24 protein-coding genes are annotated in these 21,591 nt (G+C 36.4%); all 24 read left to right on the plus strand.

Annotation, left to right across the window (positions count from 1 at the left end; all coding sequences use genetic code 11):
- Positions 1-429: 429 nt before the first annotated feature.
- The 24 genes from ADJ83_RS06300 to fliE all read left to right on the plus strand — a co-directional run bounded on the left by ADJ83_RS06300 (position 430) and on the right by fliE (position 21,457).
- Entirely contained in the window at positions 430-762 is a 333-nt protein-coding gene (locus ADJ83_RS06300; protein WP_031534436.1) for a putative DNA-binding protein, read from the plus strand.
- Between the two features lie 12 nt (positions 763-774).
- A complete protein-coding gene (gene ffh, locus ADJ83_RS06305; RefSeq protein WP_031534438.1) occupies positions 775-2,127 on the plus strand; it encodes a signal recognition particle protein in 1,353 nt (450 codons plus the stop codon).
- A 175-nt stretch (positions 2,128-2,302) separates the two neighbouring features.
- Positions 2,303-2,575, plus strand: a complete 273-nt coding sequence (gene rpsP / locus ADJ83_RS06310) for a 30S ribosomal protein S16 (RefSeq protein WP_031534440.1) — start codon at positions 2,303-2,305, stop codon at positions 2,573-2,575.
- 11 nt (positions 2,576-2,586) lie between these two features.
- On the plus strand, positions 2,587-2,817 hold the full coding sequence (locus ADJ83_RS06315) for a KH domain-containing protein (protein ID WP_031534442.1): 231 nt from the start codon (positions 2,587-2,589) through the stop codon (positions 2,815-2,817).
- Between the two features lie 297 nt (positions 2,818-3,114).
- Entirely contained in the window at positions 3,115-3,492 is a 378-nt protein-coding gene (locus tag ADJ83_RS06320; protein ID WP_031534445.1) for a YlqD family protein, read from the plus strand.
- 11 nt (positions 3,493-3,503) lie between these two features.
- Positions 3,504-4,022, plus strand: coding sequence for a ribosome maturation factor RimM (rimM, locus tag ADJ83_RS06325; protein WP_031534446.1), 519 nt, complete (start codon positions 3,504-3,506; stop codon positions 4,020-4,022).
- Positions 4,022-4,768 (plus strand): tRNA (guanosine(37)-N1)-methyltransferase TrmD, encoded by a 747-nt coding sequence (gene trmD / locus ADJ83_RS06330; RefSeq protein WP_031534448.1) that lies wholly within the window; start codon positions 4,022-4,024, stop codon positions 4,766-4,768. The genes rimM and trmD overlap by 1 nt, the downstream gene beginning before the upstream one ends.
- A 194-nt stretch (positions 4,769-4,962) precedes the next feature.
- Entirely contained in the window at positions 4,963-5,307 is a 345-nt protein-coding gene (gene rplS, locus ADJ83_RS06335; RefSeq protein ID WP_031534450.1) for a 50S ribosomal protein L19, read from the plus strand.
- Positions 5,308-5,470: 163 nt separating this feature from the next.
- Positions 5,471-6,007 (plus strand): signal peptidase I, encoded by a 537-nt coding sequence (gene lepB / locus ADJ83_RS06340; RefSeq protein ID WP_031534451.1) that lies wholly within the window; start codon positions 5,471-5,473, stop codon positions 6,005-6,007.
- 27 nt (positions 6,008-6,034) lie between these two features.
- Entirely contained in the window at positions 6,035-6,886 is an 852-nt protein-coding gene (ylqF, locus tag ADJ83_RS06345; protein ID WP_031534453.1) for a ribosome biogenesis GTPase YlqF, read from the plus strand.
- A gap of 221 nt (positions 6,887-7,107) precedes the next feature.
- On the plus strand, positions 7,108-7,887 hold the full coding sequence (locus ADJ83_RS06350; RefSeq protein WP_031534455.1) for a ribonuclease HII: 780 nt from the start codon (positions 7,108-7,110) through the stop codon (positions 7,885-7,887).
- A 46-nt stretch (positions 7,888-7,933) separates the two neighbouring features.
- Positions 7,934-9,193, plus strand: a complete 1,260-nt coding sequence (locus ADJ83_RS06355) for a hypothetical protein (RefSeq protein WP_031534457.1) — start codon at positions 7,934-7,936, stop codon at positions 9,191-9,193.
- A complete protein-coding gene (locus tag ADJ83_RS06360) occupies positions 9,190-9,495 on the plus strand; it encodes an EscU/YscU/HrcU family type III secretion system export apparatus switch protein (protein WP_031534459.1) in 306 nt (101 codons plus the stop codon). The genes ADJ83_RS06355 and ADJ83_RS06360 overlap by 4 nt, the downstream gene beginning before the upstream one ends.
- A 289-nt stretch (positions 9,496-9,784) precedes the next feature.
- Positions 9,785-10,957 carry an ADP-forming succinate--CoA ligase subunit beta gene (gene sucC, locus ADJ83_RS06365; protein WP_031534461.1) on the plus strand — a complete coding sequence of 391 codons (1,173 nt, stop codon included), beginning with the start codon at positions 9,785-9,787 and terminating at the stop codon, positions 10,955-10,957.
- 2 nt (positions 10,958-10,959) lie between these two features.
- Positions 10,960-11,877, plus strand: coding sequence for a succinate--CoA ligase subunit alpha (gene sucD, locus ADJ83_RS06370; RefSeq protein ID WP_031534462.1), 918 nt, complete (start codon positions 10,960-10,962; stop codon positions 11,875-11,877).
- Positions 11,878-12,123: 246 nt separating this feature from the next.
- Complete coding sequence (gene dprA, locus ADJ83_RS06375; RefSeq protein ID WP_031534463.1) at positions 12,124-12,990, plus strand: DNA-processing protein DprA; 867 nt, start codon at positions 12,124-12,126, stop codon at positions 12,988-12,990.
- Between the two features lie 486 nt (positions 12,991-13,476).
- Positions 13,477-15,552 (plus strand): type I DNA topoisomerase, encoded by a 2,076-nt coding sequence (gene topA, locus ADJ83_RS06380; protein ID WP_031534466.1) that lies wholly within the window; start codon positions 13,477-13,479, stop codon positions 15,550-15,552.
- A 483-nt stretch (positions 15,553-16,035) separates the two neighbouring features.
- Entirely contained in the window at positions 16,036-16,938 is a 903-nt protein-coding gene (gene xerC / locus ADJ83_RS06385) for a tyrosine recombinase XerC (RefSeq protein WP_031534468.1), read from the plus strand.
- Positions 16,939-16,971: 33 nt separating this feature from the next.
- A complete protein-coding gene (hslV, locus tag ADJ83_RS06390) occupies positions 16,972-17,514 on the plus strand; it encodes an ATP-dependent protease subunit HslV (protein ID WP_031534470.1) in 543 nt (180 codons plus the stop codon).
- 15 nt (positions 17,515-17,529) lie between these two features.
- Positions 17,530-18,939: an HslU--HslV peptidase ATPase subunit gene (hslU, locus tag ADJ83_RS06395; RefSeq protein WP_031534471.1), complete on the plus strand. Its 1,410-nt coding sequence runs from the start codon at positions 17,530-17,532 to the stop codon at positions 18,937-18,939.
- A 95-nt stretch (positions 18,940-19,034) separates the two neighbouring features.
- Positions 19,035-19,817, plus strand: coding sequence for a GTP-sensing pleiotropic transcriptional regulator CodY (gene codY, locus ADJ83_RS06400; RefSeq protein ID WP_031534473.1), 783 nt, complete (start codon positions 19,035-19,037; stop codon positions 19,815-19,817).
- A gap of 475 nt (positions 19,818-20,292) precedes the next feature.
- Entirely contained in the window at positions 20,293-20,673 is a 381-nt protein-coding gene (gene flgB, locus ADJ83_RS06405) for a flagellar basal body rod protein FlgB (protein WP_031534474.1), read from the plus strand.
- 2 nt (positions 20,674-20,675) lie between these two features.
- Positions 20,676-21,128 carry a flagellar basal body rod protein FlgC gene (gene flgC / locus ADJ83_RS06410; protein WP_031534477.1) on the plus strand — a complete coding sequence of 151 codons (453 nt, stop codon included), beginning with the start codon at positions 20,676-20,678 and terminating at the stop codon, positions 21,126-21,128.
- Positions 21,129-21,148: 20 nt separating this feature from the next.
- Positions 21,149-21,457, plus strand: coding sequence for a flagellar hook-basal body complex protein FliE (gene fliE, locus ADJ83_RS06415; RefSeq protein WP_031534479.1), 309 nt, complete (start codon positions 21,149-21,151; stop codon positions 21,455-21,457).
- The last annotated feature ends 134 nt before the right edge of the window (positions 21,458-21,591 follow it).

A 21,591-nucleotide genomic window follows, 5' to 3' on the forward strand; every position in this document is an offset into this window, starting at 1 on the left:
CGCCCCTAAACGGGCCCCCTCCGCTTTTCAATTAGTCTAGCTCCAGCGCCTATCGTTTAGCAAACTTCCAGGTGCCTTCCCTACGATAAGTCAACATCGGTTCACTAACGTTCACCGTGTTTCCTTTATCTCAGTCAGGCCCCCTCCAGTTTGTACATCGATAATCAGGCGCTTCCGCTTTTCAATTAGTCCAGCTCCGGGTGCCCAGGGGCTGATGGGCTTCCCGACGCTTCCCTACGATAAGTCAACATCAGTTCACTGCCGTTCACTGTGTTTCCTATATCTCAGGAATCGTCGCTCCACCCCACACGCCCCTAAACGGGCACCCTCCGCTTTTCAATTTGTAAAGATATTTTCTTGACATCTTTTTTTCTGGTGTGTAAAATAGTCGATGTAAAGGCTTTTGACTTAACACGGGGGTATTATTCGATGCTTGAGAAAACAACGAGAATGAATTATTTATTTGATTTCTATCAGTCGTTGTTAACACCGAAGCAACGAAGCTATATGTCTCTTTACTATTTGGATGATTACTCTCTTGGGGAGATTGCTGCTGAGTACAATGTAAGCCGTCAAGCGGTGTATGACAACATTAAACGTACAGAAGCAATGCTAGAAGAATATGAGAATAAGTTATTATTACTTCAGAAATTTCAAGAGCGTCAAGTTCTTTTTGAAAAGATGAAAAAAATGCTAGAACATGATACCTTATCTATATCTGCGTTGCGAGAGGCAGTAGAGGAACTAGAGAAATTAGATTAAGGAGGCTGACGTATGGCATTTGAAGGTTTAGCTGACCGACTGCAGAACACGATGCAAAAAATCCGTGGAAAAGGGAAAGTAAATGAAGCGGATGTAAAAGAAATGATGCGTGAAGTACGTCTTGCGCTTCTTGAGGCAGACGTAAACTTTAAAGTGGTAAAAGACTTTGTCAAAAAAGTAAGTGAACGTGCAGTTGGACAGGAAGTGCTAAAAAGCTTAACTCCTGGACAACAAGTTATTAAAGTAGTAAAAGAAGAGCTTACGGAATTAATGGGTGGAGAAGAAAGCAAAATTGGTGTGAGTAAACGTCCTCCAACTGTCATTATGATGGTCGGACTTCAAGGGGCGGGGAAAACAACCACCACTGGTAAGCTTGCAAATTTACTGCGTAAAAAACATAATCGTAATCCACTATTAGTAGCTGCAGATATTTATCGTCCTGCTGCGATTAAGCAATTGCAAACATTAGGAAAACAGCTTGATTTTCCAGTTTTTTCACTAGGAGACCAAGTTAGTCCTGTTGAAATTGCAAAGCAAGCGATTGAAAAAGCGAAAGAAGATCATCATGATTATGTATTAATTGATACAGCAGGTCGTCTTCATGTAGATGAAGCCCTAATGGATGAATTAAAGCAAATCAAAGAACTTGCAAACCCAGAAGAAATATTACTTGTTGTCGATGCAATGACAGGGCAAGATGCTGTCAATGTAGCCGGAAGCTTTAACGAGCAGTTAGGATTAACGGGAGTTGTCTTAACAAAGCTTGATGGTGATACACGTGGGGGTGCTGCGCTTTCCATACGTTCTGTTACAAACACACCAATTAAATTTGTTGGTTTGGGAGAAAAAATGGACGCGCTTGAAACATTCCATCCTGAGAGAATGGCTTCTAGAATCCTAGGAATGGGTGATGTGCTTAGCTTAATCGAAAAAGCGCAAATAAACGTGGATGAAGAAAAGGCGAGAGAATTAGAAAAGAAAATGAAATCAGATTCATTTACCTTTGACGATTTTCTTGATTCCTTAAGCCAGGTGAAAAGCATGGGACCACTTGACGAATTAATTAAAATGATGCCAGGTGCGAACAAAATCAAAGGCTTAAACAATATGAAAGTGGACGAAAAGCAAATTGCACATGTAGAGGCAATCATTAAGTCCATGACTAAGCAAGAAAAAGAACATCCAGAGATCATCAATTCTGGCAGAAGAAAGCGTATTGCAAAAGGAAGCGGTAGAACCGTTCCGGAAGTAAATCGACTTTTAAAACAGTTTGATGACATGAGAAAAATGATGAAGCAAATGACCAATATGGGTCAAAAGGGCAAGAAAAAAGGTAAATTAAAATTACCTTTCAACCCGTTCTAACGACAGTTTTTTATATAAAATTGGCTTCGTTTGTCCATTGAAATTGGGCGAAAACAGACTGTTAGAGGGCGTAAATAAAGATTTTTAACACTGACAAGAAAAAACACTTTACAAAGTGTTGGAGTATCTGATAATATACTATCTTGTGTGAAACTATTCGGAGGTGCAATATTAAATGGCAGTAAAAATTCGTTTAAAAAGAATGGGAGCAAAAAAATCTCCTTTTTATCGTATCGTAGTAGCAGATTCTCGTTCACCACGTGATGGACGTTTCATTGAAACAGTAGGAACTTACAATCCGGTAGCAAACCCAGCTATCGTGGAAATCAACGAAGATAAAGCTCTACAATGGTTACAAAATGGTGCAAAACCATCTGATACAGTACGTAACCTATTCTCTAACCAAGGTATTATGGAAAAATTCCACAATATCAAAAACGCTAAATAATTTTTGATGCAATGAAAGAGCTTATAGAAACGATTGTTAAGCCCCTTGTTGATTTTCCAGAGGAAGTTGCCGTAACTGTAACAGAAGAGGATAATCGTATCACTTACTTGCTTTCTGTCAACGAGAATGACATAGGAAAGGTAATAGGGAAGCAAGGGCGAGTAGCGAGAGCCATTCGAACGATTGTTTATGCAGCAGGATCATTACAACAAAAGAAAATTATTGTTGATATTAGAGATTAAATGAAAAGGAAGGAGGGGGAACCCTCCTTCCTTTGTTTTTTAGGAGAAATATGCGTTTGGCTGATTAGTGCGCTTCTTTGGCTGATATCGATGGAGATTTGGCTGATAAATGATTATTTTGGCTGATAAACATGTTACATTGGCTGATATAGTAAACTTAAGTGCTAGCATTTCTTCAGAAGTAGCTGTAGTGTTGGTAAAATGATTGATAATTTACTTGTATTTAGACGAAAAATGCAATATATGTTACCTTGTTAGTGGTATGTACAAAGGTTGTCATCTGTTAGGAGGAAGTATATGAAGATTCTTCAGTCTGTAACAGTAAAACAAGTTTTAACAGAGAAAACGCGAAAGTCCATTTCTGAACGATATCGGCAAGAAATAGAGCAACTAGAAAAAGAAGTACAACAGCTTTATTTTGAAGAAAGAAAACAATTGAAAAATCACCCTTCTGGTTCGGAAATTAAACGTTTTTTTCGAAAGGAAGTTACAAATAAATTAGAGAAACAAAAAACGATAGAGTTCCAATTAAATCAATTACATATACTACCATTAGGGACAGAAATCAAGGAGCAAGAAGTAATGGCTGTTGTTGATGTTCAGGTGGGGCAGTCTTGGGAAAATACAAATAAGTCAATTATTGTAAAAGATGGAACAGTGGTTGATATTCGATAGAGGTGAATGCAATGGAGAAATGGTTTAATGTTGGTAAAGTTGTCAATACACATGGGATAAGAGGAGAAATTCGTGTTATTTCTCGTACTGATTTTCCAGAAGAACGCTACAAAATTGGGAATACGATTTATTTTTTTCAGACAGATAAAGCGAATCCGCTTGAATTGAAAATTAAAGGCCATCGAGAACATAAGAACTTCAATCTGCTTACATTTGAAGGCTATGAAAATGTGAATGATGTGGAATTTATGAAGGGCGGCCTTTTAAAGGTGCCAGAGAGCTTTCTTGGAGAACTTGCAGAAAATGAGTATTATTTTCATGAAATTATCGGTTGTAAAGTGGTAACCGTAGAAGGGGAAGAGCTTGGAGAAATTACGGAAATCTTAACACCGGGAGCGAATGATGTGTGGGTTGTGAGAGGCCAAGATAAAAATGAAATCTTGATTCCATATATCGAAGAAGTAGTGATGAAAGTAGATGTGCAAGAAAAACTAGTTGTAATAGAGCCAATGGAAGGGCTGTTTTCTTAATGAAGATTGATGTACTTACATTATTTCCAGAGATGTTCGAAGGGGTTCTTCATCGTTCTATTTTAAAGAAGGCAGAAGAAGGCGAAAAAGCTGCGTACAATGTCGTGAATTTTCGCGATTACGCTGATAATAAGCATCAAACCGTTGATGATTATCCGTACGGAGGAGGTGCTGGAATGGTATTAAAGCCCCAGCCGATATTTGACGCTGTTGGTGCATTAACAGCAAAAAAGGAAGGAACCAAGCCTCGTGTCATTCTAATGTGTCCTCAGGGAGAAAGATACACGCAAGCAAAAGCGGAAGAACTGGCCAAAGAGGAGCATTTAATCTTCATTTGTGGTCATTACGAAGGATATGATGAAAGAATCAGAGAGCATTTGGTAACAGATGAAATCTCCATTGGTGACTATGTCCTAACTGGCGGTGAATTGGGCGCAATGGTTGTCATTGACAGTGTTGTACGGCTATTGCCAGGTGTACTGGGGAAAGAAGCATCCCATGTAAATGATTCGTTTAGCACTGGTTTGTTGGAGCATCCTCATTACACTCGACCAGCTGATTTTCGTGGTATGAAGGTTCCGGATACACTGTTATCTGGAAATCATGCTCATATAGATGAATGGAGAGAAAGGGAATCTTTCCGAAGAACGGTTGAAAGACGTCCGGATTTACTAGATAATTATCCGCTGACAGAGAAGCAGAAAAAGCTTGTAAATGAGTTAAAAAAGCAACATCATCCAAGTTAACATAATACAATTATATTAAAAATAGCAAAGTTCTATTATTTTTAGAAAAAATATTGCTGTTATTATAGTTTTATGTTAAGATAACACTTGTGACTTAAACAGATGGATTTCTGTGAAGAGTCTTATAACGATGTTCCGCTGCAAGTGGTCTCCATTATGAGTGCAAGAGCGTCTGTTGGAAGGAGTTGAAAACGATGCAAAAATTAATAGAAGAAATTACAAAAGAACAACTTCGTTCTGATCTTCCTTCGTTCCGTCCTGGTGACACTGTACGTGTACACGTGAAAGTTGTTGAGGGTACTCGTGAACGTATTCAGTTATTTGAAGGTGTTGTAATTAAGCGTCGTGGTGGTGGTATCAGCGAAACTTTTACAGTACGTAAAGTTTCTTACGGAGTTGGCGTTGAGCGTACATTCCCTGTTCACACACCTAAAATTGCGAAGCTAGAAGTTATCCGTCGCGGTAAAGTACGCCGTGCGAAACTTTACTACCTACGTAACCTACGTGGTAAAAAAGCTCGTATTAAAGAAATTCGATAATTGTTACCAAAAAAGAGCTTGTTCTTGTAACAAGTTCTTTTTTATATCTTACTTTCCAATTTTACTTCATCCAGAAATTCCGCTAAAATATATCATGTTAGTGAAGCGTTCAATCATACATAAATAACTACCTATATTGTTCAGTTAAGGATTGGTGAAAGGTATGGCAACTGAAAAGAAGAAGAAAAATGAAGTATGGGAATGGAGTAAAGCATTAATTATCGCTGTTTTACTCGCCTTTGTCATTCGATATTTTTTATTTGCTCCCATTGTAGTAGATGGAGAGTCTATGCAGTCAACATTGCTTGACCAAGATCGAATGATTGTAAATAAAATAAACTATAAAGTAAGTGAACCAAAGCGTTTTGATATTATTGTTTTTCACGCGCCAGAAGGCAAAGATTATATAAAAAGAGTAATTGGCTTGCCGGGAGATACGATTGAGTATCGAGATGATGTGTTATATGTCAATGGACAAGCTTATGAAGAGCCCTACTTGGAACATAATAAGGAAGGGCTAAATGGACTACTAACGGAGGATTTCACTGCAACCGTACCAGAGGATGAGTTATTTGTAATGGGTGACAACCGCAGAAATAGCAAAGATAGCCGCCATATTGGTACAATTGGCTATGATAAAATAATTGGCAGTACAAGTGTTGTATATTGGCCGATTTCCGATTTAAAAATAGTAGAATAATGTAAGTGGAAGAAATAGAGGTGCAAGATGACTATACAATGGTTCCCGGGGCATATGGCGAAAGCCAGAAGACAGGTAACGGAAAAATTAAAGCTGGTAGATATTATATTTGAATTAGTGGATGCGAGAATTCCTCAATCATCTCGAAATCCCATGATTGATGAAATCATCCAGCATAAACCGAGAATTGTGTTATTGAACAAAGCAGATATGGCAGATAAAGAACGTACAAAAGAATGGATAAACTACTTCAAAAAGCAAGGTATACAAGCGCTTGCGATTAATTCACACGCAGGGGTAGGAATGAAGGAAATTACTGCTTTAGCAAAAGTAGTTTTGGCGGAAAAATTTGATCGCATGAAAGCAAAAGGAATTAGACCACGAGCAATTCGAGCAATGATTGTCGGAATTCCGAATGCAGGTAAATCTACCCTGATTAATCGATTGGCGAAAAAAAACATTGCCAAAACAGGAAATACACCAGGTGTAACGAAAGCACAGCAATGGATTAAAGTAGGCAAAGAAATGGAGCTATTAGATACACCAGGAATATTATGGCCGAAATTTGAAGACCAAGAAGTTGGATTAAAGCTTGCTTTAACGGGAGCAATTAAAGATACTATTTTAAATTTACAAGATATTGCTATCTTTGGACTACGCTTTTTGGAAAAAGAATATCCAGAACGTTTAAAAGAAAGATATGATTTAGATACGATTCCAGAGGATACGGTTGAACTGTTTGATAAAATCGGCACATTTAGAGGAGCATTATCAGGCGGCGGTATGATTGACTATGATAAAGTGACAGAATTAATAATCCGTGATATCAGAAGTGAAAAATTTGGACCTTTGACATTTGAAAAAACAGAAGATATGTAAAAAGCTCTCAAAGAGAAGTGGCTAAAATCAGACACTTCTCTTTTCTATGTAAAGAGTAGGAGATAAATTTCTAATTTTCATAGTTATAAGGAGAGAAGAAATTTTGTGTCTGAAATGGAAAAATAACGGCCAACATTTTCGGAAGCGAAGTAAAAGCATACCGAACAGATTAAAATAAATAAAATCATCCATAAACCGATATAAATATCGAGGTGTAAAAAATGAAATTAGCAACGATGAAAGAAATAAAAGAGACGCTAGAAGGGATAAAGGAAGTTAATGACCCTTTTATCCTTGAATTACGAAAGGACGAGAGAAAAGGGGCTCAGAAGCTTCTAGAAGCATGGGAGAAGCGTATCGTAAAGGAACAGAAGCTTCATGACCATTTCGTCAAGATGAATCGTTATGAAATAGAAATAAGAAGCAAGGGATATACATATATTGCAGGCATTGATGAAGTAGGCAGAGGACCGCTTGCTGGACCTGTTGTCACAGCGGCCGTTATCCTTCCGGAAGGTTTTTACTTACCTGGTATCGACGATTCAAAGAAATTGTCAGAGAAAAAAAGAGAATTATTTTATGAGGTCATTAAAAATGAGGCAATTTCGATAGGGGTGGGAGTAATCTCACCTACAGAAATAGATCGAATTAATATTTATCAAGCAACAAAAAAGGGAATGTTAGAAGCGATTAATGAGCTTTCCCAAACGCCAGATTACTTACTTATTGATGCAATGAAATTAACCACTCCATACCCTAGCCAGTCCCTTATTAAAGGGGATAGTAAAAGTGTTTCAATTGCTGCGGCAAGCATTATTGCAAAAGTAACGAGAGATCGCATGATGAAAGAGTTACATGAAGTGTATCCTGATTATCATTTTGCGAGCAATATGGGCTATGGCACACAGGAGCATCTAGTAGCTCTTAAGGAATGTGGGATTACGATTCATCACCGCAAGAGTTTTTCCCCTATCAAAGAGATGGTGGAGAATATAAAATAGCTAATGGAATGGTTGTATTTTTGTTAAGGAAGAAAGGAGGAATAAGATGAATATTAACCATATTGTACATGATTTATTTCATGAAAATCGTTTAGGTAACAAAGCCCTTGAATTAAGAGATGGACAACTAGTATATGGAAAATTGACAAAATTATTTCCTCAACAAATGGCAGAGGTACAAATAGGATCGCAAAGAATGCTTGCCAACCTAACCATTCCCGTAACCGTTGATCAAAGTTATTGGTTTCAAGTTTCCATAACGGATGATAAGCCAGTTTTAAAAGTTTTAACCCAAGCAAATGAAGTACCAGAAGAAAAAGGAAATATGACTGGATTGCTTCAACAGCTAAATCTTCCTAACACAAAAGACAATAGATTGTTACTCCATTATCTACTATCTAATAATCTACCAATTACGAATGAAGCGATTGGAAACATAAAGGAATGGCTGCCAAGTTCTTTGGGAAAACAAGAGCTTTCGATTATTGGCCTTATGCTTGAAAGAGAGCTGCCTCTAACAAAAGAAGTATTTTCAAGTCTTTCATCCTTGCAATCAGATAAAGGATTTAGTGTCCTGATAGAGGAGTTGCAACAGCAGCTTTCTTCCCATAAAGTGAAGGAACCAATCTTAAACAATTTGCTTTCTAGTTTAACAGAGGGAGAAAATTTTTCCAAAGATAGTATGGTAGATACGATAAAAACTATAATTCATAAAATGGGCTATTCGTATGAAGCTGGATTATTAAAACGAACTCCGATGGAAGACGAACAAGCCTTTCATCAGGAAATGCTAAAGCCCATGCTACTAGAGTTAATGGGAAAAGACGTTCCAATAGCTGTGAAAGAGACAGCAGGACAACTGATCGATAAAATGACAGGCTATCAGCTTATGAGTCAGCAAACTGGTCCTATTATGCAGCTAGTTACAGAAATTCCCCTTCGTTTTTTCAACCAGCAGGTGGATGTAACGATGCAGTATAATGGCAGAAAAACGGAAGATGGCAAAGTGGATAGCAATTATTGTCGCATCCTTTTTTACTTAGAGCTTGCTCATATGAAGGATACGGTTATTGATTTAAATATCCAAAACCGAATCATGAATATGAGTATCCTTAATGATCAAGCAACTGAAATAATGCCAATAATAAAACAAAAGGAAGAGTCTTTAAAAGAAAGGCTTAGGGAGCTTGATTATAAACTGATGGCAGTTCATGTGAGACCTTTGACAAAAGAAGACAGGCCTATGTGGAGTCCTCAGCAAGCAATGCGAGTAAATGGTTACAAAGGAGTGGATCTTAAAATATGAACAAGCCTAGGCCTTTAAAACGAAAAGAAGCGATAGCGTTAACCTATGAGAAGCATAAACATTCAGCTCCTGCAGTTATTGCAAAAGGGAAAGGCTTAGTGGCTGAGCAAATACTTGAACGGGCGAAAAAAGAGAATATCCCGATTCAGGAAGATGCTTCGCTTGTAGAACTTCTAAGTAAATTAAATATAAATGAACAAATTCCAGAAGATTTATATATGGCAGTTGCTGAAGTGTTTGCATATATTTATTCATTAGAGAAGGAAACGACGAAAAAAGACGCTCCAAAAGGCAAAAAATGAAGAAAAAATATTTTTAAATGTAAAATATTTAAAGATAAAAGCCTTTTTTATAGACAAAGAAAGGTTTTTTCATTTAAAATGAAAGCGTGACCATATTTTTGTTTTTTCCAAATAGATAAATAAATCGTAAATCGCTTTTAGGAAAGCCTATTACTACAGTGAAAACGATTATTATGTCAAAAGGAGAAAACAAAAAAGAATGAAATAAATTTCATTCATTCGTTATAAGATGTATTAATGCAGTTGTCTCCAATTTTACAAAAAAGGGAAATCAAAGGGGTGTGGAAGCTTGAATATTCATGAATATCAGGGGAAAGAGATTTTAGAATTAAAAGGCGTCTCAGTACCAAAAGGAAAAGTAGCTTTTACAGTAGAAGAGGCAGTGCGAGCTGCAGAAACATTAAACAGTGATGTATGGGTAGTGAAAGCACAAATCCATGCAGGTGGTCGAGGGAAAGCTGGTGGAGTAAAGGTTGCAAAAAGTTTGGAAGAAGTACAGACTTATGCATCAGATATATTGGGCAGCACATTGGTTACCCATCAAACAGGACCAGAAGGAAAATTAGTAAAACGATTATTAATAGAAGAAGGCTGCAGGATCAAGAAGGAATATTACATAGGATTTGTCGTGGACCGTGCAACATCTCGAATCGTATTAATGGCTTCTGAAGAGGGTGGTACAGAAATTGAGGAAATCGCAGAGAAGTACCCAGAGAAAATTGTCAAAGAAGTTATTGATCCAGTAACTGGTCTTACTCCGTTTCAAGCACGTCGGGTTGCATTTGCAATTAATATCCCAAGCAAGCAAGTAAATAAAGCAGTTGCATTTATGACTGGTTTATATAAAGTATTTGTAGACAAAGACTGCTCGATTGCTGAAATTAATCCACTTGTGCTAACAGAGGATGGAAATATTATGGCGTTGGATGCAAAGTTGAATTTTGATTCAAATGCCCTTTATAGACATAAAGATATTGTAGCATATAGAGATTTAGATGAAGAAAACGAGAAAGAATTAGAAGCGTCTAAATATGATCTAAGCTATATTGCCTTAAATGGAAATATTGGCTGTATGGTAAATGGTGCTGGACTTGCTATGGCAACGATGGATATTGTTAAGCATTATGGCGGAGAACCGGCAAACTTTTTAGATGTTGGGGGCGGAGCAACAGCAGAAAAAGTAACAGAAGCGTTTAAAATCATTTTGTCTGATTCAAAAGTAAAGGGAATTTTTGTTAATATTTTTGGTGGCATTATGAAATGTGATGTTATCGCAACAGGAATTGTGGAAGCTGCAAAGCAGGTCAGCCTTCATGTGCCGCTTGTTGTTCGCCTAGAAGGAACAAACGTAGACTTAGGCAAAAAGATTCTTCGGGAATCAGGTGTGGATATTGTAGCAGCAGAATCGATGGCTGATGGTGCTGAGAAAATTGTAACCTTAGTAGAACAAGGAGGGAATTAAGCATGAGTGTTTTTATTAATAAAGATACAAAGGTCCTTGTCCAAGGAATAACTGGTGCAACAGCACTTTTCCATACAACACAAATGATTGAATATGGTACAAAGATCGTTGGGGGCGTAACTCCAGGAAAAGGCGGTACAACGGTAGAAGGAGTACCTGTTTTTAATACCGTGAAAGATGCTGTAGAAGTTACGGAAGCAAATGCATCGGTTATTTATGTACCAGCTCCATTTGCGGCAGATGCGATATTAGAAGCGGTTGATGCAGAACTTGATTTAGTAATTTGTATTACAGAGCATATTCCTGTTCTTGATATGGTGAAAGTAAAACGCTATATGGAAGGGAAAAAGACTAGATTAATAGGTCCGAACTGTCCTGGGGTAATTACACCTGAAGAATGTAAGATTGGGATTATGCCAGGATATATCCATAAGAAGGGCCATGTAGGGGTTGTTTCTCGTTCAGGTACCTTAACATATGAAGCTGTTCATCAGCTTTCCCAGGCTGGTATTGGCCAATCTACTGCAGTAGGAATTGGCGGAGATCCAGTAAATGGAACAGATTTTATTGATACACTAAAGGCATTTAATGAAGATGAAGATACGTATGCAGTAATTATGATTGGAGAAATCGGTGGTACTGCAGAAGAAGAAGCGGCAAGATGGGTAAAAGCAAATATGACGAAGCCGGTAGTAGGATTCATCGGCGGGCGCACTGCACCACCAGGTAAGCGAATGGGGCATGCTGGTGCAATCATCTCAGGTGGAAAAGGAACGGCGGACGAAAAAATTAGCGTTCTATCAGAATGTGGCATAAAAGTAGCGCCAACTCCATCTGATATGGGAGCTACATTGATAGAGGTATTAAAAGAGCAGTCTTTATACGAAAAATGTAAAACACATGAAGTAGTTACAAAATAAAAAAGAAATCTAGTCTTATTTTGCAAATAAGGCTAGGTTTTTTCGTGATATTTTTTTAAGATTAGTTAGGAAGATATGTAATCTGCGGATTTACAAATGCAAACAGTGAAAATGAATACTAGGCATAATTCAAAAAACTATTTATAATGAAGGAAGATAATTCCTTATTTATGAAGTGTTTTTCGTCTTCCTTTTGTATGTTAGCTAATTTTTTGTGAAAAAGTAGACAAGTGAAAGGAAGAAAAGATGGAAATTGTAAACAAAACATTAATTAAGCTACATCACTGTCGAGGAATTAGTTGGAAAATAATAGGGAGTCTTCTGAAAGAAGATCCTACTCTTCAGTTGCATAAAATCCCTTCCTTTTTATCCTCGTTACCTCCTAATGTTGAAAAGGAAATAGTGGAAACAATCCATTCGAATTATGTGGAAGAGCTAATGAACCAGTATCGTTACAATCATATCCACACTATTCCTTTTTTTGATCCATTATATCCACCCCTTCTAAAAGAAATCTACCAGCCGCCTTGGGTTCTTTATGCAAAAGGAGATCTTTCCTTGCTTCAATCGAAAAAAAAGCTAGCGATTGTTGGTTCCCGTTTAGCTACTACCTACAGTACGAAAGTGATGCAACAGCTTCTAAAAGAACTAGTAGAGGAGAAAATCACCATAGTAAGTGGTCTAGCCCACGGGGTAGATTCTATAGCCCATAAGCTTACTATTGATCATGGGGGTAAAACAATTGGCGTTATTGCGGGAGGCCTTTTTCATATTTATCCAAAAGAAAACCGCGAGCTAGCCGGAGAAATGATGAAAGATCATCTCGTGCTATCTGAATATCCCCCATTAACAAAACCACTTAAATGGCAATTTCCAATGAGAAATCGCATTATTAGCGGCTTAAGTAACGGAACCCTCGTGGTAGAAGCGAAGCAGAAAAGTGGCTCCTTAATCACCGCTAATTTTGCCGTCAATGAAGGGCGAGACGTATTTGCTATACCAGGAAATATCTTTAGTCCCTATTCAGTTGGCCCGAATGAATTGATCCAACAAGGCGCAAAGCCCGTACTCGTAGCGAATGATATAATAGAAGAATGGAAGCATTTAGAATAAGTAAAAGCCTCTAATTTATTTATATAAAAATAGTTTTTAATCTCTATTTATCAATTGAAAAATAATCATTATCACAATAGGCAAATGAAAATAGTTTTCAATGCGAAAGGAAAGTGTTACGCTATAAACATAAAATTATTTAAGGAATTATCTTTTTTTATTTAAATTTTAATTGTTTTATCGGTTAATACTTGTACATTCGAGCAGACTGTGTGAAGTGGACACAAGCTGCGGAATTAGAAAGCAACCCTATTAGAAGCAGAAATAATCTTTCCATAAATTAGGAATTATTCATGAAACTTTAAAAAAAACTATTGCTATTTTTAGAAATTTGTTATACATTTTGCAACGTATAGATATTTAACCCGAAAAATTTACATAAATAAAGAGAGTGAAAACGTTTACTAGTTATCGGAATGTTTGACAAATCAAAACATAGTATACAATAATAGTGAATATTTAAATCCCTCTTAAGGAGGACAGTGGATGTCAGATTTTTTAGTAATCGTTGAGTCACCAGCAAAAGCAAAGACAATAGAACGATATTTAGGAAAAAAATTTAAAGTGAAAGCATCAATGGGACATATTAGAGATTTACCTAAAAGTCAAATGGGTGTTGATATAGAAAAACAATTTGAGCCAAAGTACATAACAATCCGCGGAAAAGGTCCTATTTTAAAGGATCTAAAAACAGCAGCAAAAAAAGCGAAGAAAATTTATTTAGCAGCTGACCCGGATCGCGAAGGGGAAGCAATTGCATGGCATTTAGCTAATAGCTTAAATGTGGACATTGAATCAGATTGTCGTGTTGTTTTCAATGAAATCACAAAAGACGCTATTAAAGAGTCATTTAAGCACCCAAGAGCGATTAATATGGACTTAGTGGATTCACAGCAGGCAAGAAGGGTTTTAGACAGATTAGTTGGATATAATATTAGTCCGCTATTATGGAAAAAAGTAAAAAAAGGACTGAGTGCAGGAAGAGTACAATCAGTTGCTGTACGTCTCATCATTGAAAGAGAGCGAGAAATCAAAGCATTTGTACCAGAAGAATACTGGTCTATTGAAGGTAGCTTTATTAAAGGGAAAAATAACTTTGAAGCATCCTTTTATGGAATAAATGGAGAGAAAATCGAACTTCATTCAGAAGAAGATGTTAAGAAAATAACTAGTCAACTAAAAGATAATAAATTTACAGTAGATAAAGTCAGTAAAAAAGAACGAAAGAGAAATCCCGCTGTTCCATTTACTACATCATCTCTCCAACAGGAAGCTGCCCGTAAATTAAATTTCCGTGCGAAGAAAACAATGATGTTAGCACAGCAATTATATGAAGGAATAGATCTTGGTAAAGAAGGAACAGTTGGTTTAATTACGTATATGAGAACCGACTCAACTAGAATTTCCGAGGTTGCCCAAGGAGAAGCATTTGAATTTATAAACAGTAATTATGGGAAAGAATATACAAGAGACGAGAAGAAAAAAGAGAAAAAGAATGCAAAGGTACAAGATGCCCATGAAGCAGTTCGTCCAACTAGCATTGGTCGAGAGCCAAATAAGGTAAAGGAATTTTTATCCCGAGATCAATTTCGGTTATATAAGTTGATTTGGGAAAGATTTATTGCTAGCCAAATGGCATCAGCTATAATGGATACAATGAGTGTCGATCTATCAAACGGCGACGTAAAATTCCGTGCAAACGGCTCAAAAATTAAGTTCCCTGGCTTTATGAAAGTTTATGTGGAAGGCACAGATGATAACGTTGATGAAAAAGACCGCCAGCTTCCTGATTTAAAGGAAGGGGACACGGTATTAAATAAAGATATTGAAACAAAGCAGCATTTCACCCAGCCACCTCCACGTTATACAGAAGCGAGACTAGTAAGAACGCTAGAAGAATTAGGTATAGGAAGACCATCAACATTTGCTCCAACCCTTGATACTATTCAAAAGCGGGGTTATGTAGCACTTGATAATAAACGATTTATTCCAACTGAATTAGGAGAAATCGTCTTAGAATTAATCTTGGAATTTTTCCCAGAAATATTAAACATTGAATTTACTGCCAATATGGAACAAGATTTAGATAATATTGAGGCAGGTAAAGTCGATTGGGTAAAAGTAATTGATGAATTCTATCAAACGTTTGAGAAAAGATTAGAAGTAGCTGAACAAGAAATGCAGACGATAGAAATAAAAGATGAACCAGCAGGAGAGGATTGCGAAGAATGCGGACATCCGATGGTTTATAAAATGGGCCGATATGGAAAGTTCATGGCTTGCAGCAATTTCCCGGATTGCAGAAATACGAAAGCGATCGTGAAGGATATTGGAGTAAAATGTCCGAAGTGCCATGAAGGGAATATAATTGAAAGAAAAAGTAAGAAGCGCAGAATCTTTTATGGTTGCGATCGTTTTCCGGAATGTGATTTTATTTCATGGGATAAGCCACTTCAAAGACCTTGTCCGAAATGCGAAAACATGTTAGTAGAGAAGAAGTTGAAAAAAGGGGTTCAAGTACAGTGCGTAAACTGTGATTATAAAGAAGAGCCACAAAGCTAACGAGGTTTCGTATAAAGATAATCGATCTACTTCGAAAATAACATTAAAGTAATGGTTCCGAGGGTGAGTGATGTGCTCACTCTCTTGTCAATTACTAACATATTATCTTTTGTGTATTTTCCTAAATATAATATATATGGAAGAAAAAGTAGTGGAAATTCGATTATATAAAAAAATATTTATTCTCTTGAAGTAGAAACTTTTCATTCTTTCATTCGTATAGTAAAATGCTATGAGTAATGACTTCATAAAAGTTGCGATTGTCTTTCGTGTTTTCCATGATTATTTAAATGTCTTGCTTTTAAATAGAAGGATGGTTCCTATATTTTAAGATTAGCTTTACAAATCGAAGGGAAAAGGAAGAAATAAACATGAAATGAAAGGATTGTCACAAACAATTCGGAACTTTGTGAAAAATGTGTAAATTTATTGCTTGTAGATAAAAAGTATGATAATATGATGAAGCCATTGTGAGGTGAGGGTATGAAACAGGAATTAAACAATCATGTTCAGGCATTTATTACCTATTTACAGATTGAAAAAAATTACTCACCATATACAATAGAATTTTATATGCAAGATATTGACCAATTTTTTCGCTTTATGAAGGATCAAGTAATAGACAAGTTAGATGACGTAAATCCTTCTGATGTAAGAATATACTTAACAGAGCTTTTTTCACAGCAATTAGCAAGAAAGACGATTGCGCGGAAAATATCTAGTTTGAGAAGTTTTTATCGATTTTTGCTAAGGGAGAAGGAAGTAGGCAATAATCCGTTTTCTGCCGTATCGATTCCTAAGCTGGAAAAGAGATTACCTGATTTTTTCTATGAGGAAGAATTGCAGCAACTCTTTTTATCATGTGATACAAACACACCCCTTGGGCTAAGAAATAAAGCATTGCTTGAATTATTGTATGCGACAGGCATTCGTGTTGGAGAATGTACAAAAATTCAATTAAGCGATATTGATTTTAGTGTTTCTACCGTATTGGTTAGGGGAAAAGGACAAAAGGAGCGCTATGTTCCATTTGGTAGCTTTGCTCATCAAGCTCTTGAAGCGTACATAAAAACTGGTAGGAATAAACTGATGAAAGATAATTCATCTCATTCTTATTTGTTTGTTAATTATCGCGGAGGAATTTTAACAGATAACGGAGTTCGTGATATCTTAAATAAAATGATGGATACTTCATCCTCACAGGGAAAAATTCATCCCCATAAATTGAGACATTCATTTGCAACTCATTTGTTGGCAAATGGTGCAGATATGAGAACGGTTCAAGAATTATTAGGTCATGCATTTTTAACATCAACTCAAATATATACTCATGTAACAAATGAGTATTTAAAAAAGACATATATGTCTTATCATCCTAGGGCATAGTCATTTGGATAAGGAGGAAGTAACATGTCTGAAATGCCACAATTTCATGCAACAACTATTTTTGCGGTAAAACATAAAGGGAAGTCAGCAATGTCCGGTGATGGTCAGGTTACACTAGGGAATGCTGTTGTGATGAAACACACTGCCCGGAAGGTAAGAAAGCTTTTTAACGGGAAAGTAATTGCAGGATTTGCGGGATCAGTTGCGGATGCCTTTACCCTTTTCGAACTATTTGAAGGGAAATTAGATGAGTTTAATGGGAACTTACAGCGTGCATCGGTGGAGCTTGCGAAGCTATGGCGCAGTGATAAAGTTCTTAGAAAACTGGAAGCGATGCTGATCGTTATGAATGAAACAGACCTATTATTAGTATCTGGAACAGGCGAAGTAATTGAACCAGATGATGGTATACTTGCAATTGGTTCTGGCGGAAACTATGCACTTGCTGCAGGTAGAGCGCTCAAAACTTATTCTGGAGATAATCTTTCTGCATACGACATTGCGAAGGCTGCTCTAAAGATTGCTGGTGAAATTTGTGTGTATACAAATAATAATATCATCGTGGAAGAATTATAGGGGAGGATTTTTAATATGCAAAAAAGTGCTAGTTTAACACCTCGTCAAATAGTAGAGCGCCTTGATCAATATATTGTTGGACAAAAGGATGCCAAAAAAGCAGTTGCTGTTGCTTTAAGAAACCGTTTTCGCAGAAGCTTGCTGGATGAAAAGCTTAGAGATGAAATCAATCCAAAAAATATTTTAATGATGGGGCCAACTGGTGTCGGCAAAACAGAAATAGCAAGAAGGATTGCTAAGATTGTTAACGCGCCATTTGTTAAAGTAGAAGCAACTAAGTTTACGGAAGTAGGTTATGTCGGACGTGATGTAGAATCAATGGTTCGTGATCTTGTTGAAACATCTGTACGCTTAGTGAAAGAAGAAAAGATGTTTCAAGTTAGAGAGAGAGCAGAAGTTGCTGCAAATAATCGACTTGTTGAATTATTGGTTCCTTCTGCTGCAAAGAAAACCTCGAACTACAAGAATCCTTTGGAAATGCTTTTTGGCGGTGGAGCTACAGATACAGACGAAGAAGAGTCAACTGTGGAAGAAACTAGTAAGTCAGAAAAAAGAAAGATAGTAAAAGAAAAGCTTGCCTTAGGCGAACTAGAAGACGAAGTAGTAACGGTAGAAGTAGAAGAACAACAGCCTTCTATGTTTGATATGCTTCAAGGTTCTGGCATAGAGCAAATGGGAATGAATATGCAGGATGCCTTAAGTAGTTTTATGCCGAAGAAAAAGAAAAAGCGCAAATTAACGGTTAGAGAAGCAAGAAGCGTTTTAACAAACGAAGAAGCGCAAAAACTAATCGATATGGACGAGGTTACACAGGATGCTCTCGTTCGTGCAGAACAAATGGGTATAATCTTTATCGATGAAATCGATAAGATTGCTAGCAAGTCAAATGGCAGTTCTTCAGCGGATGTTTCAAGAGAAGGTGTGCAGCGAGACATTTTACCTGTAGTGGAAGGATCGACAGTCGTAACAAAATACGGTTCGGTTAAAACGGATCATGTCTTATTTATTGCTGCAGGTGCTTTCCATATGTCTAAGCCATCTGATTTAATCCCAGAATTACAAGGAAGATTTCCGATTCGTGTTGAGCTTACGAAACTAACAGTAGATGATTTCTATCGTATACTTGTGGAGCCAGACAATGCATTGATTAAGCAATATCAAGCATTATTGCAAACAGAAGGTATAGAAATTGAATTTTCTGACGAAGCTATTCGTAAGATAGCTGAAGTAGCTTATGAAGTAAATCAAAATACAGATAATATCGGTGCGCGTAGACTTCATACAATTCTAGAAAAACTATTAGAAGACTTGTCTTTCGAAGCACCAGAAATAACAATGGAAAAAATAACGATTACTCCGAAGTATGTGGAGGAGAAGTTAGGAGCCATCTCAAGAAATAAAGATTTAAGTCAATTTATACTATAATTTTGTAGAACTAAAATATACTCCTGAAAAGGTAACGGTATAAGTAGACATAGATTATTTCAAGTGTTGGTTTGAGTTAACAGGAGGAATATGAAATGGATTTATTAACGAAAACAAGAAAAATAAACGCAATGCTGCAAAGAGCTGCAGGTAAGCCAGTAAACTTTAAGGAAATGTCTGAAACGTTAAGTGACGTTATCGAAGCAAATATTTTCGTTGTGAGCAGAAGAGGGAAATTACTAGGGTTTGCAGTTAATCAGCAAATTGAAAATGATCGCATGAAAAAGATGCTTGAAGATCGCCAATTCCCAGAGGAATATACAAATAGCTTGTTTAACATTCAAACAACTTCAAGTAATTTAGAAATCGAAAGTGAGTATACTGCTTTCCCAGTTGAGAATAAAGAATTATTTGCGAAAGGTCTTACTACCATTGTACCTATTATCGGTGGTGGCGAAAGACTTGGAACATTAATTCTTGCAAGATTACAAGAACAATTCCATGATGATGATTTAATTCTTGCAGAATATGGTGCTACAGTAGTTGGAATGGAAATTCTTCGTGAAAAAGCAGAAGAAATCGAAGAAGAAGCAAGAAGCAAAGCTGTTGTTCAAATGGCGATCAGCTCTTTATCTTATAGTGAATTAGAAGCAATCGAGCATATTTTTGAAGAGTTAAATGGTAACGAAGGTTTATTAGTAGCTTCTAAAATTGCAGACCGTGTTGGTATTACAAGATCTGTGATTGTAAATGCATTGCGTAAATTAGAAAGTGCTGGCGTTATTGAGTCGCGTTCTTTAGGAATGAAAGGTACTTATATTAAAGTGCTAAATGACAAGTTCTTATTAGAGCTTGAGAAATTAAAAACAAATAAATAAAAAGTATCTATTGAATATTCATTAATAAAACAGATGACGATAAAAAACCTTTTCAAATCATTGGAAAGGTTTTTTTGCGTTATATGAGCAGGAAGAAAGATTAACATGTTGGTTCGATTATACTATTAGCTATCGTTCGACAAAAACTGCGGATTTTCCAATTATTTTTCATTTACATTACAGAGTAGCAACATGTATATTTGTCTACGTAGCCAATTAATCATATCGATTAGTAACTAATAACCATGAAAATAGTAACGGTAAAGGTTCGAAAAACACCAACTCATACCCGTTTTTAGGAATAATTATGTCAATTATGAACTAAAATAGGTAAAAAGCATCATTAAAATTATCCTCTTTTCCATAGACATATTATTGCAAATTCATTAAAATTAAATCTATCATGTAAAAAAAACGTCACAAAAAAACAAAATTCAACAATTTTCTCAAAATTCGTTTCTCGAGGTGTAAAAAATTGAATCTTTTTTCTAATACAATAACAACCTTAGAAAATGCAATAAATTATTCTAATCAAAAACAAAAGGTTATAGCACAAAATATAGCAAATGTAGATACACCAAACTATAAAGCGAAGACAGTGACTTTTAAAGATTCGTTATCTAGTGCTATGAATGCAAATGTCACAAATAGTAAGCATATGTCTTTTTCCGCTAACAATGCTTCAACAACAGTCGTTTCCAAAAGTGGAGTTACTTATAATAACAGCGGTAATAGTGTAGATATGGATAAAGAAATGACAGACCTTGCGACAAACCAAATATATTACAATGCGTTAATTGATCGAATTAGTGGGAAATTTAGTTCGCTTGAAAATGTAATTAGAGGAGGGAAGTAAACATGACTATTTTTAATAGTATAAACACTACTGCCTCTGCTTTAACTGCTCAACGGTTAAGAATGGATGTTATATCTTCCAATATGGCAAATGTAGATACAACAAGAGGTAAATTAGTAGATGGAGAGTGGGAGCCATACAAACGAAAACAAGTTGTTTTTCAAGAGCAAGAAGGTTCGTTTGCTTCCCATTTGAATGCTGCAAGAGGAACAAGCTCAGATACAGGTTCAGGAGTTAAGGTATCTAAAATTGTAGAGGACGAAACACCATTTGAGATGGTTTATGATCCGGAAAATCCAGATGCAGATGAAAATGGGTATGTAAGTATGCCGAATGTAGATCCTTTGCGGGAAATGGTTGATTTAATGAGTGCCTCTAGGTCATATGAAGCCAATGTCACTGTTTTAAATGCTTCTAAGAGTATGTTAATGAAAACATTAGAAATTGGTAAATAAAAACGAATAGGAGTAATGAAATGGAACCTTTAAATTTTTCTGCAGTATCTTCTGCATTTCCATTAACAAATACAGCAACTACTAATAAAACATCTGTTGCAAATACACAAAAAAACTTTGCGTCCTTTTTAAAAGAATCCATTAACAGTGTGAACCAGGCACAAAATGAATCAGATGCGCTAACAAATAAGCTAGCAAGAGGAGAAAACGTCGATTTATCTCAAGTAATGATCGCATCTCAAAAGGCTAGCATCACGATGCAAGCTACAATGGAAATACGTAATAAAGCAGTAGAAGCTTATCAGGAAATAATGCGAATGTCAGTGTAATAGTAAGAATGTTTTCAATAAACGAAGTTGGAGGATAAGAGGTAACTCCCTTCCTCTCCGTAAAAAGCAAGTGTCCATGCGATTAATGGGCTTCGTTGAAAAAGAAACACTCATGAGAAAACTGATGACATAAA

The sequence above is a fragment of the Bacillus sp. 522_BSPC genome (assembly GCF_001076885.1).
Classification (GTDB): Bacteria; Bacillota; Bacilli; order Bacillales; family Cytobacillaceae; genus Niallia; species Niallia hominis.

Bases quoted from the DNA above. Each gene is read 5' to 3' on its own strand.
- ADJ83_RS06300 (WP_031534436.1), top strand. From the start codon at position 430: ATGCTTGAGAAAACAACGAGAATGAATTATTTATTTGATTTCTATCAG.
- ffh (WP_031534438.1), top strand. From the start codon at position 775: ATGGCATTTGAAGGTTTAGCTGACCGACTGCAGAACACGATGCAAAAA.
- rpsP (WP_031534440.1), top strand. From the start codon at position 2,303: ATGGCAGTAAAAATTCGTTTAAAAAGAATGGGAGCAAAAAAATCTCCT.
- ADJ83_RS06315 (WP_031534442.1), top strand. From the start codon at position 2,587: ATGAAAGAGCTTATAGAAACGATTGTTAAGCCCCTTGTTGATTTTCCA.
- ADJ83_RS06320 (WP_031534445.1), top strand. From the start codon at position 3,115: ATGAAGATTCTTCAGTCTGTAACAGTAAAACAAGTTTTAACAGAGAAA.
- rimM (WP_031534446.1), top strand. From the start codon at position 3,504: ATGGAGAAATGGTTTAATGTTGGTAAAGTTGTCAATACACATGGGATA.
- trmD (WP_031534448.1), top strand. From the start codon at position 4,022: ATGAAGATTGATGTACTTACATTATTTCCAGAGATGTTCGAAGGGGTT.
- rplS (WP_031534450.1), top strand. From the start codon at position 4,963: ATGCAAAAATTAATAGAAGAAATTACAAAAGAACAACTTCGTTCTGAT.
- lepB (WP_031534451.1), top strand. From the start codon at position 5,471: ATGGCAACTGAAAAGAAGAAGAAAAATGAAGTATGGGAATGGAGTAAA.
- ylqF (WP_031534453.1), top strand. From the start codon at position 6,035: ATGACTATACAATGGTTCCCGGGGCATATGGCGAAAGCCAGAAGACAG.
- ADJ83_RS06350 (WP_031534455.1), top strand. From the start codon at position 7,108: ATGAAATTAGCAACGATGAAAGAAATAAAAGAGACGCTAGAAGGGATA.
- ADJ83_RS06355 (WP_031534457.1), top strand. From the start codon at position 7,934: ATGAATATTAACCATATTGTACATGATTTATTTCATGAAAATCGTTTA.
- ADJ83_RS06360 (WP_031534459.1), top strand. From the start codon at position 9,190: ATGAACAAGCCTAGGCCTTTAAAACGAAAAGAAGCGATAGCGTTAACC.
- sucD (WP_031534462.1), top strand. From the start codon at position 10,960: ATGAGTGTTTTTATTAATAAAGATACAAAGGTCCTTGTCCAAGGAATA.
- dprA (WP_031534463.1), top strand. From the start codon at position 12,124: ATGGAAATTGTAAACAAAACATTAATTAAGCTACATCACTGTCGAGGA.
- topA (WP_031534466.1), top strand. From the start codon at position 13,477: ATGTCAGATTTTTTAGTAATCGTTGAGTCACCAGCAAAAGCAAAGACA.
- xerC (WP_031534468.1), top strand. From the start codon at position 16,036: ATGAAACAGGAATTAAACAATCATGTTCAGGCATTTATTACCTATTTA.
- hslV (WP_031534470.1), top strand. From the start codon at position 16,972: ATGCCACAATTTCATGCAACAACTATTTTTGCGGTAAAACATAAAGGG.
- hslU (WP_031534471.1), top strand. From the start codon at position 17,530: ATGCAAAAAAGTGCTAGTTTAACACCTCGTCAAATAGTAGAGCGCCTT.
- codY (WP_031534473.1), top strand. From the start codon at position 19,035: ATGGATTTATTAACGAAAACAAGAAAAATAAACGCAATGCTGCAAAGA.
- flgC (WP_031534477.1), top strand. From the start codon at position 20,676: ATGACTATTTTTAATAGTATAAACACTACTGCCTCTGCTTTAACTGCT.
- fliE (WP_031534479.1), top strand. From the start codon at position 21,149: ATGGAACCTTTAAATTTTTCTGCAGTATCTTCTGCATTTCCATTAACA.